Annotated in this window: 14 protein-coding genes and 2 pseudogenes; 2 read left to right on the top strand and 14 right to left on the bottom strand. The window is 64.3% G+C overall.

Annotated features, from left to right (window positions below; genetic code table 11):
- Positions 1–59 precede the first annotated feature (59 nt).
- Together QGN32_RS21635 and QGN32_RS21630 are read left to right on the top strand one after the other, a co-directional pair.
- The gene (locus QGN32_RS21635) at positions 60–239 is read left to right on the top strand and encodes a hypothetical protein (RefSeq protein ID WP_240630874.1); all 180 of its coding nucleotides are present in this window, start codon (positions 60–62) and stop codon (positions 237–239) included.
- Entirely contained in the window at positions 239–451 is a 213-nt protein-coding gene (locus tag QGN32_RS21630; protein ID WP_240630873.1) for an adenylate/guanylate cyclase domain-containing protein, read from the top strand. The genes QGN32_RS21635 and QGN32_RS21630 overlap by 1 nt, the downstream gene beginning before the upstream one ends.
- Before the next feature lie 888 nt (positions 452–1,339).
- Here the strand turns inward: QGN32_RS21630 and QGN32_RS21625 are convergent.
- The 14 genes and pseudogenes from QGN32_RS21625 to istA form a co-directional block, all read right to left on the bottom strand.
- Positions 1,340–3,619, bottom strand: a complete 2,280-nt coding sequence (locus QGN32_RS21625; RefSeq protein ID WP_326549197.1) for a heavy metal translocating P-type ATPase — start codon at positions 3,617–3,619, stop codon at positions 1,340–1,342.
- Positions 3,620–3,737: 118 nt separating this feature from the next.
- Positions 3,738–3,965, bottom strand: coding sequence for a heavy-metal-associated domain-containing protein (locus tag QGN32_RS21620; protein WP_083126190.1), 228 nt, complete (start codon positions 3,963–3,965; stop codon positions 3,738–3,740).
- Positions 3,966–4,132: 167 nt separating this feature from the next.
- Positions 4,133–4,426 carry a metal-sensitive transcriptional regulator gene (locus QGN32_RS21615; RefSeq protein WP_067394808.1) on the bottom strand — a complete coding sequence of 98 codons (294 nt, stop codon included), beginning with the start codon at positions 4,424–4,426 and terminating at the stop codon, positions 4,133–4,135.
- Between the two features lie 260 nt (positions 4,427–4,686).
- A complete protein-coding gene (locus QGN32_RS21610; protein ID WP_067394810.1) occupies positions 4,687–5,127 on the bottom strand; it encodes a hypothetical protein in 441 nt (146 codons plus the stop codon).
- Between the two features lie 15 nt (positions 5,128–5,142).
- On the bottom strand, positions 5,143–5,907 hold the full coding sequence (locus QGN32_RS21605; protein WP_067394812.1) for a DUF305 domain-containing protein: 765 nt from the start codon (positions 5,905–5,907) through the stop codon (positions 5,143–5,145).
- A 434-nt stretch (positions 5,908–6,341) separates the two neighbouring features.
- A complete protein-coding gene (locus tag QGN32_RS21600) occupies positions 6,342–6,857 on the bottom strand; it encodes a pyridoxamine 5'-phosphate oxidase family protein (RefSeq protein WP_326546238.1) in 516 nt (171 codons plus the stop codon).
- The gene (locus QGN32_RS21595) at positions 6,857–7,117 is read right to left on the bottom strand and encodes an SHOCT domain-containing protein (RefSeq protein WP_112557561.1); all 261 of its coding nucleotides are present in this window, start codon (positions 7,115–7,117) and stop codon (positions 6,857–6,859) included. The genes QGN32_RS21600 and QGN32_RS21595 overlap by 1 nt, the downstream gene beginning before the upstream one ends.
- Before the next feature lie 88 nt (positions 7,118–7,205).
- Positions 7,206–8,455: pseudogene (locus QGN32_RS21590) on the bottom strand (heavy metal translocating P-type ATPase); the annotation flags it as partial.
- A complete protein-coding gene (locus QGN32_RS21585) occupies positions 8,449–8,946 on the bottom strand; it encodes a YflT domain-containing protein (protein WP_205844284.1) in 498 nt (165 codons plus the stop codon). The pseudogene QGN32_RS21590 and the gene QGN32_RS21585, both read right to left, overlap by 7 nt.
- 233 nt (positions 8,947–9,179) lie before the next feature.
- Positions 9,180–10,316, bottom strand: a pseudogene (locus tag QGN32_RS21580) (IS3 family transposase).
- 402 nt (positions 10,317–10,718) lie between these two features.
- Entirely contained in the window at positions 10,719–11,060 is a 342-nt protein-coding gene (locus QGN32_RS21575; protein WP_326546237.1) for a hemophore-related protein, read from the bottom strand.
- A 451-nt stretch (positions 11,061–11,511) separates the two neighbouring features.
- On the bottom strand, positions 11,512–12,831 hold the full coding sequence (locus tag QGN32_RS21570) for an IS256 family transposase (protein ID WP_326545296.1): 1,320 nt from the start codon (positions 12,829–12,831) through the stop codon (positions 11,512–11,514).
- A gap of 393 nt (positions 12,832–13,224) precedes the next feature.
- Positions 13,225–13,980 (bottom strand): IS21-like element helper ATPase IstB, encoded by a 756-nt coding sequence (istB, locus tag QGN32_RS21565; RefSeq protein WP_326545370.1) that lies wholly within the window; start codon positions 13,978–13,980, stop codon positions 13,225–13,227.
- 51 nt (positions 13,981–14,031) lie between these two features.
- Positions 14,032–15,573 carry an IS21 family transposase gene (gene istA / locus QGN32_RS21560; RefSeq protein WP_326549110.1) on the bottom strand — a complete coding sequence of 514 codons (1,542 nt, stop codon included), beginning with the start codon at positions 15,571–15,573 and terminating at the stop codon, positions 14,032–14,034.
- Positions 15,574–15,643: the final 70 nt, after the last annotated feature.

Genomic DNA, 15,643 nt, shown 5'->3' with positions numbered 1-15,643 from the left:
GTTGACCCGGGCGAATCGCGGACATCTGCACTTCACGGGCACGACCAAAGGAACCACCCATGACCGTCAACGACACCGCCGACGCGACATTCGCGTTCGTCGACCTCGCAGGATTTGTCGTGCTGACCGAAATCTGCGGAGACCGGCAAGCGGCTCGCCTGGCCGGGCGCCTTTCCGACCTGCCCGCCAGGCGGCCCGGCCGCGCGTCACTATCGTCGAGACCATCGATGATGCGGTGATGCTGCGAGCGGACACGCCGGAGCCGATGGTCGCGACCGTTCTCGACCTCGCCGACCGTGCGGCCGATGAAGACCGATTCCTCGCGCTGCGCGCCGGCATCCACCACGGCAGCGCCGTGCACCGCATCGGCGACTACTTCGGCCACGCCGTCAACCTGGCCGCCCGCGTCACCGCGCTCGCCAGCGCGGGGCAAGCCGTGGTGACCAAATAGATCCAGGACACGTGCACCGGTCTGGGAGTTTACGCAGAGCCGCTGGGCCCCCCGGCATTTACGCAAACATCGCGACACCGGTGAAGCTGTATGCCGTGGCGCTCACCGCATCGCGCTATCCGGTTGACCGCCCGTCTGCCACGTGCGCGTTGATGCCAGCGCGGCGCCGAGCCGACCGCGCCACAACAACGGCGATGGTGGTTCTGCTCGCCCGAATGCGCCCAGCGATTCGCCGCAGCACCAACTCAACACACGCGCGAGCCCGAAGATCGGCACCGGTAACGTTGCCCGCTTCGATGCGGCTTTGCGAAGAAACTTGCTGCTCAACGCATTTGGGCGTTAGCGGGCCTGAGGGGCGTCGCGCCGCGGTTAGTGGTCGTAGGGGCCATCTGCCGTCGGCGATTGGGGATTGGGGGTCAAATCGAAAGCGAGCCTCGTCGGGGTTGGTGCCCAGTGCTCGAACGATCTCGGTCCAGCCGTGGCCGTTGGCGCGGGCGTCGTGGACCAGGTGGGGCAACCATCTTTCGGCTTGCTCGATGAGACTGGCGATCAGCGCGATGCTGGCCAGGTCATCGCCGAGCCAGACTCCCCGGCGATCGGCCAGCGCGGCGACGGCGTCGTCGATGAGGGTCGTAGGTGTCCTCGCCCCTGCGCGGATCCGGAGTGATCACCGTTTCACGGCACGTGCAGCGGGCAGCACGACACTGATGTCGCGGTACCGTAAACAAGCTCGTCGATGTCACGGTTGCCTGACATCGAAGCCGGTGAAGTGCGCAAGCAAGCTCCCATCGCACTTTTCCGATATCGCTGTTATGCGGTGTACCAACGGGATTAGTCAGCCCAAAACTGTGGACCAATGTCTGGTATCCATGAACCGTTTCTGCTACTTCAAATGACAGCTTGGTTCGGGGCCCCTGGTGCTGTTGCCTCGGTGTTCACTGCGGATGAGGGTTGATGGGAGGCGTGGCTGGCGAAGCGGCGCAGGCGCAGACTGTTGCTGACCACGAAAACGGAGCTGAACGCCATTGCGGCGCCGGCGATGAGCGGGTTGAGCAACCCGAGTGCGGCCAGCGGCAGGGCGGCGATGTTGTAGGCGAACGCCCAGAACAGATTCCCCTTGATCGTCTTGAGCGTCGAGCGGGACAGCCGGATGGCATCTGCGCCGGCGCGAAGATCACCGCCGACCAATGTCAGGTCAGAGGCCTCGATGGCGACGTCGGTGCCTGTGCCCATGGCTAGGCCCAGATCGGCCTGCACCAGTGCGGCGGCGTCGTTGACTCCGTCGCCGACCATGGCGACAGTGCGCCCCTGCGCTTGCAGGTCTTTCACCGCATCGAGCTTGTCGGCTGGTAGCACCTCGGCGATCACATCTCGCGGGTCGATGCCGACCCGCGCGGCCACCGCGTGTGCGGCGCGCCGGTTGTCCCCGGTCAACAGAACCGGGCGCAAACCAAGCCGGCGGAACTGGCCGACCGCGGCAGCCGAGGTGGACTTTATTGTGTCGGCGACGACAATCACTCCGCGGATCGCCCCGTCCCAGCCCACCCAGACCGGGGTCTGGCCCAGTGTTTCGGCTTGCTCCGCGGCGTCGACGAGGATGTCGGGGGCGGTCAGCGACCACTGTTCCGTGAGGCAGCCGCGGCGCCCGACCAACATGGCGTGCCCAGCGACGACGCCACTGACACCCAATCCGTCGTGGTTGGTGAACCCGTCGACAGACGGCAGCGCGTCACCGTTGGCAGCGGCACTCGCAACGATCGCTTGGGCGATCGGGTGTTGCGAAGCGTTCTCCAAGGCCCCGGCAAGTGTCAGCACCTGCGCGGCGTCCTCGCCGACACCCGGGTACACGGCGATCAGGCTCATCCGGCCGGTGGTGACGGTGCCGGTCTTGTCCAGCACGATGGTGTCGACGCGGCGAGTCGACTCGAGGACCTGCGGTCCCTTGATCAAAATACCGAGCTGGGCGCCTCGGCCGGTGCCGACCAGCAGCGCGGTGGGGGTGGCCAGCCCCAGGGCGCACGGGCAGGCGATGATCAGGACGGCGACGGCGGCGGTAAACGCCGCCGCCGTGTGCCCGGCCAGCAGCCACACACCCATGGTGATCAGGGACAACGCTATGACGATCGGGACGAAGATCGCCGAGACCCGGTCAGCCAAGCGCTGCACAGGGGCCTTTCCGTTCTGGGCGTCGGCGACCAGTCGCGCCATCCGCGCCAGCTGGGTGTCGGCGCCGATCCGGGTGGCGCGCACCAACAGTCGTCCGCCGAAGTTGACGGTCGCCCCGATGACCCGATCTCCCGGTCGCACCTCGATTGGCACCGATTCCCCGGTGAGCATCGAGGCGTCCACCGCCGAAGCGCCCTCGGTGACAACACCGTCGGTCGCAACCTTCTCCCCCGGACGCACGACGAAGATATCCCCCAAGGCCAACTGGGCAGTGGGGATCCGGGTCTCGGCGCCGCCTCGCAACACCGCGACATCCTTGGCCCCCATGTCCATCAGCGCCCGCAGCGCCGCACCCGAACGCGTCTTCGCGCGTGCCTCGAAATAACGCCCGGCCAAGATGAACACGGTGAGCGCGGAGGCGACCTCAAGGTAGATGTGGTCGGCGCCCCCGCCCGTGGCCGGGAACAGGCTGAACGTCATCCGCATGCCGGGCATGCCGGCATGTCCCAGGAACAGTGCCCACAGCGACCACAGATAGGCTGCAGTGACACCCAGTGAGATCAGCGTGTCCATGGTGGCCCCGCCGTGGCGGGCGTTGACCCAGGCCGCCTGATGAAACGGTAACGCTCCCCAGACCACGACGGGCGAGGCCAAGGTCAGAGCGAGCCATTGCCAGTTCGTGAACTGCAGCGGCGGAATCATCGACAGGACCACGACCGGCACGGTCAACACCAGCGAGATCAGCAGTCGGGTCCGCAACGAGGCGGCCTCGTCGGATTCTGCTGCCGTGGTTTCGACGTCTTCACCGCCGGCGGCCACCGAGGGTGGCGGTGCGGCGGCGGTGTAGCCGGCGGCCGCCACAGCGGCGATCAGTTGTGCGGTGTCGATCGATCCGCGATAGGTGACTTTGGCCTTTTCGGTGGCGTAGTTGACGCTGGCGCTGATCCCGTCGAGCTTGTTCAGCTTCTTCTCGATCCGGGCGGCACACGAAGCGCAGGTCATCCCGCCGATCGACAACTCGACGCTGAGCGGCTCATCGAGCGCGGCCGCGTGATCGGTGGTGCTCACGTGCTGTTGTCTCCTACAGCCGACCCGCTTGCGGAGCGCGGTGCGGTGTTGGTTAGGAAGTGGCCAGGTGGTAGTCGCCGGCCTCGTGCAGCGCGGCGTGCACCTCATCGGTGTCGAGCGGGGTGTCGCTGGTGATGGTGACTGTCGAGGTGCCTGCGGGCACCAGCTCCACGCTCACACCGGTGACGCCGGGCAATGCGGTGAGTTCGTCGGTGACCGCGCCGACGCAGTGACCGCAGGTCATCCCGGTGACGGGGTAGCTGGCGGTGGTGGTACTCATGTCGTTCTCCTGCACGGGTGTGGTTGGGATGGATAGAGCAGTCTGTTGCCGCCCGCAGCAACCGCATCCGGCGGTTGCGGGCTCGGCCAGTGGCACCGAGGAGGTGAGATTCGGTTTCATCGGCTCATTTCGTCGGTAATAGGGGTCGTTCAGTAGGTGGGGTCTGTTCATGAGCGCACGAGACGGGCGATGGCCGCGGAAGCGTCGGTGAGCCGCTGCTGGGCCGCATCGCCGCCTTCCTGGACGGCGTGGCTGACGCAGTGGTTCAGATGTTCGTCGAGCAGCATCAACGCCACCGATTGCAGCGCCTTGGTGGCAGCCGAGATCTGGGTGAGTATGTCAACGCAGTAGGCGTCTTCCTCGATCATCCTCGCCACACCGCGCACCTGACCCTCTATGCGGCGCAACCGCTGCAAATAGCCGTCTTTGGACTGCAGGTAACCGGGCGCCGTCGTGTCCACGACTAGGACTCCTCTCACTTACCCCATGGGGGTATTTGCGTACTATACCCCTCGGGGGTATGCAAGTGTCAAGAGGATGGGAAACGGATTCGAGACCCTCGGCGTCAGAATCGTCCGTCCGCGCAGCGAACTGCGTGATCTCCATTTGGCGGGGTTGTCAACTCGCGCAGCGGCCGTGTTCGGTCACCAGGCGGTTGCAAAGGGCATTAATGCGCGAACTGGGTTCGGCCGTCGGCACGCGAAGGGTAGCCAGACCGGTGTCAGTGGTCATGGTCGAACACGACAAGAGTGTCGGCCAGATTGCCGTCGATAAAATACGCCCGGCACACGAAGGGGTCGTGCAGGGTTCCGCCGACCTCGCTCGGGGCCTCGACAATGCCTTCCACATTCCGAACGGTGATGCGAGAGTGGTCGACGCCGTAGAGGGGCCCCCCTTCCAACGACGAGAACAAGTCTTTCACCTCCGGATCAAGTTGCGTGCTCGTCACGGTGATGTCGGAAAGTCTCGCTGTCGATGGTGACGCTAGCCTCGCGACGACATCACGCTCGCACCGCTCCTGTGCCGCACGCGCGGACGCGTTCGCGACTGTCGAGTTGATGAGTCCGAAACCCCGCGTGCTTATGGCGATCACAACCAGGGTTGCACCACATATCGCAGCGGCTGCAAGAAGCAGCACGCGTGTCCTTCTCTGAGCGGCCATGCAGTCCGACTCTGTCTACAGCGAGGACAGAATCGACTTCATCGTGTCGATCTCCTTCTGCTGGCTGCTAGTGATCGACTTGGCCATCTCCACCGCCGCCTGGTACTGGCCGTTCTCGACCTCGTTCTGCGCCATATCGATCGCGCCCTGGTGATGGGCGATCATTTGTGTGAGAAACAATTTGCTGGCTTCTACGCCTTGCGCGTTCTTCAGGCGGTCCATATCGGCCTGCGACATCATTCCCATACCCGGCATGCTGTTTGCGCCGGGCGACATCGACCCGCCAGGCATCATCGAGTTGTCGGGCATGCTGCTGGAACCGGGCATGTCACCGTGATGGGCTCCACCGCCGTCACCGGGCGTCCCGCTAGCGCTGGGCATCGAATGACTTGGCATCCCAGGCATGTTGCTGGAGCCAGGCATGTCCATCCGGGGCATCGTGGTGGGCATCCCCCAGGCACTAAGCCAGCCCTTGAGTTGTTCGATTTCGGGCATTTGAGCGTCCTTGATTTGCTTGGCAAGGTCGGTGACCCGCGGGTCAATGCCTTGCTTGCCGAGGATTATGTCGCTCATCTCGATGGCCTGCTGATGATGCGGAATCATGTGCTGGGCGAACATCGCATCGGCGTTGTTGTGTGCTTGAGCCCCGGCGGGCATCGAGGTGGAGGCTGCGGGCGTCGAAGGCCCCGATTGTTCAGTGGCGGTGTTGCTACAGGCCCCGACAGCGAAAAGTGCACCCACGGCGGCCACCCCCGCCACCACTGTGTGGATCGATTTCATTTTAAAAGCTCCTTTTCCTGTCCAGCGCACCGGTCGTCGTCATACCTGTCGTTGGTCATCACAAGTCTCGACGTCTTCGCTCTGGCTCGGCTAGCGGTTTCTTGAAGATTCGGTGAAGGCCGGTCCTGCCAGCGGTCGTGAGTGCATAGCGGCTGCGCGCCGCAGGACATCCTAGCCGCTGGTGGTACTTAGGTTCGTCGACTCGCGTGCGAAGCTGCACGCCAGGGCTCGACGGAGTAATCGACGCATCGATGACCCGAGCGAGGGCAAGGTCTCCACCGTGACGACCACGAGCGCACGCCCGGCGGCGCACACATGTAAGCCTTGCCCCGATCCGCGACGACAACTAGCAGCCCTTCTTGGCACTTGCATCTCGATGACGCGCCAGTATTGGAAGACTCGGTCGCGGTATCTCGCCAAGCAACGTTGTCCGCCTATCGACCTGCGGGTAGCTGTGTCCGTCCGGCCGCTTGGCGCGGTTGTCGCAGTATGTCGAGGGCTGACAGCCCAATGCCGTAACTGAATATCGTTTTGTTCGGCTGGATCGCGATGAAACACATTTGACCGCCCTGGCTGACTATGCGCTGTTCTGCAGCAAGGATCCGACGATGGAACCATGATTTTTGAAAGGCGCCGATTGCAGCGGTGTCGTTAGCCTCCAATATCGTTGCTAAACCCTGAAATTGGACGGCGCTCGGTGGGAACACCGGTAACCGGTGAGGCACCGGGATGACGAACGCCACTTCTGGATGCTCGCGGATGTGGTGCACTTTGGCTGTGGTGCTTCTAGTGGTGACGAAGAGCGTCAACGGCTGATCGGGCGGTGACACGGCGTAGATCACGGCGGTGGCGTGAGGCGCTCCCCGTCGGTCCATTGTCGACAACGTGCCGAAGGTGCGTCGTCGGACGGCCCGGTCGATTTCGTCGAAGCCGTTGTCTTTGATGATCACTATGGTGTTGTTCGAGGGGCACCCCGCAGAACCTGCAGGCGGTCGTGGTACTCCGCTTCAGTGATCTCGCCGCCGGCGAATCGTGCGGCAAGAAGTTGTTCGGCGGAGAGTGGACGTCGGATTGGCTGGGTCGCGTCGCCGGCGGCGAGTTTGATCAGTAGTACGATCCCGCCGACCAACAACGCCCAGAACAACACCATTCCGATGCCCATGGCGGCGTATCCCCACCATCCCATGCCGTCGCCGTACCAAATCATCACGGCAATACCTCCTCGTGAACGTCGGCTGCTCCTGCAGCGCCTTACTACGATGGTTGAGACGCAGAGACGCCGACAGAGGCGTATGCAATCAACTCGAGGGCCTTTGGACCCTCGCGCAGAAGTCCGGTTCCAACGCGCTCGTCATGCGTGCGGGCGCGGGATCCGGTGCTGTCGCGGGCAGGCTCAGCCGCTAGCAAGACAGCGACGATCACGCTGGATCCGGACATGGACAAAGCGGCGATCTCTGGGCGCAAGACGAGCCCGAATGCAGGCTGAAACGCTCCCGCGACAATAGGGATCGCGATGACGTTGTAGCCGACTGCCTACCCAAGGTTTTGTCGCATCTTTCGCATCGTGCCACCGCCGATACGGACGGCGATGGGTACATCGAGCGGATCGGCGCGCATGAGCACCAGGTCGGCAGTCTCGATGGCGACATCGGTGCCGGCACCAATCGCCACACCGAGATCGGCTTGAGCCAGGGCAGGTGCGTCGTTGACTCCGTAACCGACCATGCCGACCTTTCGACCGTCTCGCTGTAGTTCGGCGATTTGGGCGGCTTTGTCCTCAGGCAGCACGTCGGCTATGACCGTGTCGATACCCAGTTGCGAAGCGATCCGTCTGGCGGTCGCCTCGTTGTCGCCGCTGAGCATGACGACCTGTGCTCCGAGGTCGTGGAGAGCGGCGACCGCGCAGCTGATGTTGGTCGGGCCGCGTCTGCTAGCGCGATTACCCCGACACCGCGACCGTCCACTGCGACCAGCACGGCGGTGCGGCCGCTGGATGCCAGTTCGTCACGTCGGTCCATTAGCGCACCGAACTCGACGCCTTGCTCGATCATGAGCTTGCGATTGCCGACGGCGACCACGTGTCCGGCCACGTCAGCGGTGGCTCCATGTCCGGGCACGCTGCTTCGAAAGTTGTTGAGCGGCAGTGACGTAGCGCCTTGCTCGGTGGCATAGCGCACGATCGCCGCTGCCAGTAAATGTTCAGATTCCGTCTCCGCCGCCGCCACCAGCGCCGGGAGTTCGTCCTCGGCGATGCCTTCGACGACGGCGTCGGTGACCTCTGGTTCACCCTTAGTCAAGGTGCCGGTGTTGTCCATGACGACGGTGTCGATGCGTGCTGAGGTCTCCAGTGCGGTAGCGTTTTTGAACAGGACACCGCGCTTGCGCCAAGTCCTGTGCCGACCATGATCGCTGGTGGCCAAGCCGAGCGCGTCAGGCACGTGATAACCACCACGGTAATGGCGAACAGCCTCGCGGTTTGCACGCTGGCGCCGACGGCCCACCACACCGCGAAGGTGGCGAGCCAGAGCGCCGCCAGCGTCGTCAGCCTCGCATGGTGGCCAGCAGCTGAGCGGCCTGCTCGGCGAACGCCGGCGTGCACACCACGTCGTAACGCTCAGCGGCCAGCGTCGACATCGACGTGAAATCTCGCCGGCCACCGGTCGCCCAGTGCTCGACGAACCCGAAAATCGCCCCCCAGACGGTGCCGATGAGCAAGCCAGCCACCATAACGCCGAACCAGGCGGTGCCAACGGCAAACATCCCCAACAGCAGCCCAATCAACAGGCCCCACCAGGCTCCGCTCGACGCGCCCGTGAGCGCGGCGCGGCCCTTGGTCAGGCGGCCGATGACGGCTTCCACGGTGGTCACATCGTGACCGAGGATTCGGAGGTTCTCCACCGGGAATTCTGAATCGGACATGAAGTCGACCGCGCGCTGAGCTTGCGCGTAGTCGCGGTAGCTGGCTATCACCCGGTACTCGGAGCTAGCGGTAGCCCCGCTGGTCGTGCCGGTGAATGGTTGATCGGAAGATGTGTCCATGGTGCTCCTATGGTGAGACCGGTTGGCATCGAGATTCGCCGCCAGATGCCGACGGGTCAGCCCTGGCTAACCGGCCCGGCGCCGAGTCGGCCGACAAACTGTCCACACGCTGTCCGTCTCCGCATACTACTAAATAGCTTAGTAGTATGCGGAACGTCTACTGAGTCGCTTAGTAGAATTGTCGGCCCTCTGGTAAAGCCCGGGTGAGGGGGACCCGTTTGGTGGTCAAGTCGCTATGCGACTTTCGGTTGGTGGGCCGTGGCCCACTGTAGGGCAAACTCCGATGGGGTGAGCTCTCCGTGGGCGGAATGGGGCCGGCTGGCGTTGTAGTCACAGCGCCAGTCCTCGATGATCACACGGGCTTCCAGCAGCGAATCGAAGCGCCACGAGTTGAGCAGTTCATCCCGTAGCCGGCCGTTGAACGACTCGATCCAGGCGTTCTGCCACGGCGAGCCGGGATCGATGAAAAGTGAACCGGCACTGTTGAATCGACACCAATCGCTCACCGCGTGCGCCACGAACTCGGGACCGTTGTCGAAACGGACGTAGTGTGGCGCCCCGTGCATGAGCGCCAAGCGATCCAACACATCGACGACGCCCGGCATCGATGCTGCGATCCACCTCAATCGCGAGCGCCTCACGGGTGAACTCATCGATCACGTTTAACATCTTCAACCCGCGGCCATCGGCAGTCGTGTCGAATTGAAAGTCCATCGCCCAGATGATATTTGGACGGATCGGTGACATCGCGCCCACGGCGACGCCGATGCCCGTCAGCCGCTTCTTGCGGCGGCGCTGCGGGACCCGCAGGCCCTCCTCACGCCACAGCCGGCGGATACGCTTGTTGTTGACCTGCCAGCCCGCTCGGCGGGCCATCTTCGCCGCCCGTCGCCACCCCCAGCGAGGCCGGTCCACCGAGAACCGGCGCAGCCAGTCACGCAACTCTGCTTCCTCGGTCGTGATCGGCGGCGGCTGCAGGCGCATCGTGGAACGGTGCAGACCAACGACCGTACAGGCGCGGCGCTCAGACACCCCGAACCGGTCGCGCAGCGCCTGCACGGCGCTGCGCTTGCGGTTCGGGGTTAGAAGTTTCCCGCCGAGATCTCCTTGAGCATGTCGATGTCGAGGGCCTGGTTGGCGACCAACTTCTTGAGGCGGGTGTTCTCGGCCTCGAGCTCTTTGAGTCGTTTGGCCTCGTTGGCCTTCATGCCGCCGTACTGGGCCAGCCAGCGGTGCCAGGTCGACTCGGCGATTTCCAGGTGCCGGCACACCTCGCCCAGCTCCTGGCCGGTCCCGAGGAGCTTGTTGCCCTCGGCCAGCTTGCGGATGATCTGGTCCGGGGTGTGCCGCCGGCGCTTATTCGTTGCCATGTCGTTGGTGATTCTTCCTGCCCGAGCACTCGGGCAACAGAGTCCCACAACGACTGGACCACTACAGCGGGCTCACCTCACGGGCGCCGAGCACTCCGGATTCAACAGCGACGCCTTCTACGGCCGCGATCGGGCAATGCCGTATTCATGCCGTTGCTGGTCGCCGGCCCTGAGGAAGCGATGCTTCTGCCAGGACCGACCGCGGTGCTGACCGAAGCAAAACTAGCGTCGGTCGTCAGGCGCAGCCGGCGACGCGCTAGCGGCTCAAGTATGCCCGCGCTCGGCCATACTCGCCGGTGAGCAGAGAGCCACCCACCGAAGATGAATTGCGCTCAGAGCTTGTGACGTCATGTCGCACGACTGTCACCTCTCGCGTAGTCATTAAGCGACGAGCGCCAAGACTCACTGTCCAGGCATCGCTCCAGGTGCCATCTGCCCGGGCCCCATGCCGCCGGGACCCATCTGTCCGGGCGCCATGCCGCCGGGACCCATCTGTCCGGGCGCCATACCACCTGGCCCCATGCCGTCGGGCATCATGCCTGGGCCCATGGGCAAGCCGCATCTCGCACTCAGATCCTTAACCGGTTGATGGATGTTCTGAAAGGCAGCAGCCACGTCTGGGTGATTCTCGGTGAACGCTTGAATCACGCCGTGCCGCTCCTGGGGTGTGGCCTTGCTTCTGGCATCGACAAACACCTGTTGAACGTCGGGGCGGGAGTCGAGATAGTCAGCCATTCGAGTCATCGCTTCGGCGTGCGCGCGCATCACGGCGGCCGGAGAACACGGATCCGGCGGCGGTGGCTGCGCAACCGCAGCTCCGGCTGCTACCGACGCTACGATGCACGCCGCCGCAACAGCGGTAGTCGCGCCACCCAGACGCCGTCTTACCCATCTGTATTGCAGAACCTCATTCATTTCATGTCTCCTCTCGATTGCTACTCCCCGACTACCGCCCGTTGCCGCGCAAATGCGCGATGTGTGCTATGCCCGTGCACGAACCGAACCAAAGGAGTTCGCACTAGCCATTGCTCCGAAGTGCAGTCACGTATTAATCGCCGATGGACATATAGGCTGCACGCGGCATCTGCTGCGTGAGGGCTCGGGCCGGTAACTCGCCAGCTCTGCGCTAGCTCCATCAGCCTCTCCTTGTCGAGCCTGTTACGAGGAATTGTCAAGACCTGTGGATCGGGGTGTTTCAGGCGACCTCCGTTCCGGCTTGCTGGGCGTCGCCGTCTGATGGCGGTGTCGGTGGGGTGATGGCAGTGGGCCGCTCGAGGAGTTTGCCTTTGTGGAAGGTCGCCCCAGCGCGGACCAGGGCGACCAGGTGCGGGGCGTTGACGGACCGCCAGCGGGCTTGGGCGGCGTCGATCAGCTTGTAGGCCATGGCAAGACCTGCCGCGCGTGATCCCGGCCCCTTGGTGACTTTCGTTCTCAAACGTACTGTGGCAAAGGTGCTTTCGATCGGATTCGTCGTCCTCAAGTGGATCCAATGCTCGGCCGGATACTTGTAGAACTCCAGCAGGGTGTCGAGGTCGTCGGTGATCTTGGCGACCGCTTTGGGGTACTTGGCACCGAAGTCGGCCTCGAACGCCTTGACCGCGATCTGGGCCTTGTCGATGTCCTCGGCGTTGTAGATGTCCTTGATCGCCGCCAGCGCCGCGGGATGCGCTGATTTCGGCAGGGCGGCAAGGACATTGGCCTGCTTGTGAAACCAGCACCGCTGCTCCCGTGTGGCCGGGAACACCTCGCGTACCGCCTTCCAGAACCCCAGTGCGCCGTCACCGACAGCCAGCACCGGGGCGGTCATCCCGCGGCGTTTGCAGTCGCGCAGCAGATCAGCCCAGGACTCCGTCGATTCACGATAGCCGTCGGTGATTGCCACGAGTTCCTTACGGCCGTCAGCGCGCACCCCGAGCATCACCAGCAAGCACAGCTTCTCCTGGTCCAGGCGCACCTTGAGGTGGATACCGTCGACCCACAGGTAGACGTAGTCGGTGCTGGACAGATCCCGGCGTCTGAAGGCGGCGGCTTCGTCTTGCCACTGCGCCGTCAGGCGGGTGATCGTGGTGGCCGACAACCCCGCACCGGAGCCGAGGAACTGCTCAAGGGCCGGGCCGAAATCACTGGTCGACAGCCCGTGCAGGTACAGCAGCGGCAGCACCTCGCTGACCTGCGGGGACTTGCGTGCCCACGCCGGCAGGATCGCCGATGAGAACCGCAGGCGGTCGCCCGTGTCGGGGTCGACACGGCGGTCGTTGACCCGCGGCGCCTTCACCTCAACGGCACCGGCAGCTGTGAGCACCTCACGCGGCTGGTGATAGCCGTTGCGCACCACCAGTCGGTGGCCGTTCTCGTCGAGCTGGTCAGCGAACTGGGCCACGTAGGCGGCGACCTCGGCCTGCAGCGCGGCGGCCAGCATCTGCCGGGCGCCGTCGCGGACGATCTCGTCGAGCAACGACCGATCAGCGGTCTGCTGGCCGTTGGCCTGCTGGGCATCGTGAACTACCGTGAGCATGGGCGTACCTTCCCAACCAGCGCGCCAACGCCGGTCTTGATCGAATACCTGATTCCGTGAAGATCATCCTCGGGAAGGTGCGCCCACTTTCAGGCCGCCTCGCCGAGGCTCATCCACAGGTATTGATCATTGCTCGCCTGTTACTTCACTCCCTGCACTACCGAAGTGACCCTGCTATACGAGAATTGACGATAGCGTGTGAAGCTGTCAAGGTTCTGCGAAAGAGGTGATTCGAGCATCTTCGTTCGCGGCTGATACTCCATCCATTGGCTCGGTAAGGCTCTACACGGTCGCTCGAGTGTCGTCCGTCACGTAATTCCCCAGGGGTTGGCGTCACGTAATTCCCCAGGTGCGGGCCTCGGTGTTGGTCTTACCGTGCCCGCGGGGTGGTGTCTAGTTGGTGGGGTGGCCAGGTCGTTTCCGGGGCCGGTAGCTGGGTCCGTCCATGAGGATTTGGTGGCTGGTGTTGATGAGCCGGTCGAGCAGTGATTCGGCGACGACCGGGTTGGGGAACAGCGGGTACCAGTCCTTGGGGGCGCGGTTACTGGTCAGGATCACGGGTTTGCCAGCGATGGCCCGATCGGAGACCAGATCGTAGAGGTCGTCGGATTGGGTGGTGGTGTGCTCACGCATCGCGAAGTCGTCGATGATCAATACCAATGGTCGGGTGTATTCGCGCATGCGTTGGCCGATGGTGCGGTCGGCGTGGCCTCCGGCCAGGTCGGCGAGCATGCGGGCGCATTTGACGAACCGGACGTCGCCGCCTCGGCGGGCGACGTGGTGTCCGAGTGCTTGTGCCACATGGGTTTTGCCGACTCCGACTGGGCCGTAGAGGATGACCGATTCGCCGGCGTCCAGCCAGCGCAGCGCGGCCAGATCGCGCAGCATGGCGCCGGGCAGTTTCGGGTTGGCGGTGAAGTCGAAGTCTTCGAAGGTGGCTTGGGCTTCGAACTTCGCGCGGCGCAATCGTCGCCTCAGGGCGGCCGATTCGCGGCGGGCGATCTCGTCCTCGCAGAGTGCTTGCAGGAAGTCGAGGTGGCCGAGTCCGCCGTCGCGGGTTTGGGCCAGTCGAGCGTCGAGGGTGTCGAGCATGCCGGACAGTTTCAGGGTGCGCAGCGCATTGCGCAGTGCTGGGTCGCAGATGGACACAGGTGTCTCCTTGATAGTTGGATTGTGGTGTGGGGATGAGTGATTCACTGATCAGGCGACGGGGGTGCCGAACTGTTCGGGGCCGCGCAGAAACGCCCCAGCCGCCGCGGCCGCACCACCGCCGGTCGGCGCGTCGTCGCCGTGTTCGGTACCGGCGATCAGGATGCCCTTGATGGTGCGATAGGACGGGTCGCCGACCTCGATGGCGCGGGCGCAGGCGGCCTCCAGCCGCGCACAGCCGTGTTTGTCGCGCAGCCCGAGCACCCCTTGGGCTGAGCGCAGGTGATGGATGGCGTTATCGGTCATGAATTCGGTGATCACCGCCTCGCAGGCCGGCCCGATGAGCTCGGCGGTGCGCCGGCACCAGGTCGGGGTCTTCATCGCAAACGCGATCTTTTCCGGCGGGTAGTGGGTGAAGTCGGTGGATCGCCCAGACGGGCGGCGCACGTGGGTGGCCACCACGTCGGCACCTGCGAAGATCTGCACGATATCGCCGGCGGTGCGGGCATGCAGGCGCTGTCCGATCAGCCGCCACGGGACGCTGTAGAGCGCCTTGGCGACCTTCAGATGCGCATCGACTCCGACGGTGCCTATCGACCAGGTGGTGAGTTCAAATGCTCTGGGCGGCAACGCCATCAATGCGTCACGTTCGATCGCCTCGAACACCCGCAACGGTTGGGCACCCTCGAGCGCTCGCGAATGCCGCATGCCGGCCACCTCGGTGCTCCAGCGCAGCGCATCGGCCTGCATCCCGGCCAGCGACGCGAAGTCGCGGCCGCGCCAGAACGAGTCCCGCACATACGGCATCGGTCGTTCCACTCGGGGCTTGTCCTTGGGTTTGAACGCCCGCGCCGGGTCGATCAGGGCGCCATAGTGGGTGGCCAACTCGGCGTACGAGCGGTTGATCTTCGGGTCATATAGATCGGGTTTGTCCACTCCGGTCTTGAGGTTGTCACACACCAGCCGCGCCGGCACTCCTCCGAAGAACTCGAACGCCGCGACATGACAAGCGCACCAAGTGGTTTGGTCCATCCGGATCACCGGACGCACGAACAGGTGCCGCGAGCACGACAGCACCATCACGAACGCCCACACCGCCACCCGGCGGGCAGCCGACGGGTCGAACCACATTCCCAGCCGGCCGTAATCGATCTGCGCCTCACTACCCGGGTCCACCGGCCCGCGCGGCACGGAGACCCTCTCCCGGGCCACCTCATCAGCGAAATGCGTTGCGATCCAACGCCGCACCGACGACTCCGACGCTGCCACCCCGTGATCGTCTCGCAACCGCTGGGCGATCGTGGCCACCGTGACATCGGCGTCCAGCCACGCCTCGATCCGATCTTCGTGCGGCGCGATCAACGGCCACGTCGACGCCCGCGCCCCCGGATCACTCAGCTCAGGGAACCAGCCGCCGATCAACTCCGCCCACTGATCGGCCGAGAGCGCCTCGCCGCCGGGCTCGATACCGTCGGCGATCGCCGGAGCCAAATATTTGCGGACGGTCTTCCGATCGATACCTAGCGACGCCGATAACTGGACCTGCGAGCGGCCCGCGTGCCAGTGGGTAAACAACTCGACCAAATCGAGCATCACGATATTTCTCCTCGCCATCAGCGCCCTTCCATCCGCCAGCCGACGGATGCAGAGCGAACCTTGCTGC

The organism is Mycolicibacterium sp. ND9-15 (assembly GCF_035918395.1).
Classification (GTDB): domain Bacteria; phylum Actinomycetota; class Actinomycetes; order Mycobacteriales; family Mycobacteriaceae; genus Mycobacterium.
The sequence above is the reverse complement of the archived record's forward strand: the minus strand, read 5'-3'. Positions and strand labels throughout refer to the sequence as shown.

Coding starts and splice junctions, on each gene's coding strand:
- QGN32_RS21585 (WP_205844284.1), bottom strand. CDS start 8,946: ATGGACACATCTTCCGATCAACCATTCACCGGCACGACCAGCGGGGCT.
- istA (WP_326549110.1), bottom strand. CDS start 15,573: ATGCTCGATTTGGTCGAGTTGTTTACCCACTGGCACGCGGGCCGCTCG.
- QGN32_RS21620 (WP_083126190.1), bottom strand. CDS start 3,965: ATGAGTACCACCACCGCCAGCTACCCCGTCACCGGGATGACCTGCGGT.
- QGN32_RS21605 (WP_067394812.1), bottom strand. CDS start 5,907: ATGAAATCGATCCACACAGTGGTGGCGGGGGTGGCCGCCGTGGGTGCA.
- QGN32_RS21635 (WP_240630874.1), top strand. CDS start 60: ATGACCGTCAACGACACCGCCGACGCGACATTCGCGTTCGTCGACCTC.
- QGN32_RS21610 (WP_067394810.1), bottom strand. CDS start 5,127: ATGGCCGCTCAGAGAAGGACACGCGTGCTGCTTCTTGCAGCCGCTGCG.
- QGN32_RS21570 (WP_326545296.1), bottom strand. CDS start 12,831: ATGCTCACGGTAGTTCACGATGCCCAGCAGGCCAACGGCCAGCAGACC.
- QGN32_RS21625 (WP_326549197.1), bottom strand. CDS start 3,619: ATGACCTGCGCTTCGTGTGCCGCCCGGATCGAGAAGAAGCTGAACAAG.
- QGN32_RS21575 (WP_326546237.1), bottom strand. CDS start 11,060: ATGACTCGAATGGCTGACTATCTCGACTCCCGCCCCGACGTTCAACAG.
- QGN32_RS21630 (WP_240630873.1), top strand. CDS start 239: ATGCTGCGAGCGGACACGCCGGAGCCGATGGTCGCGACCGTTCTCGAC.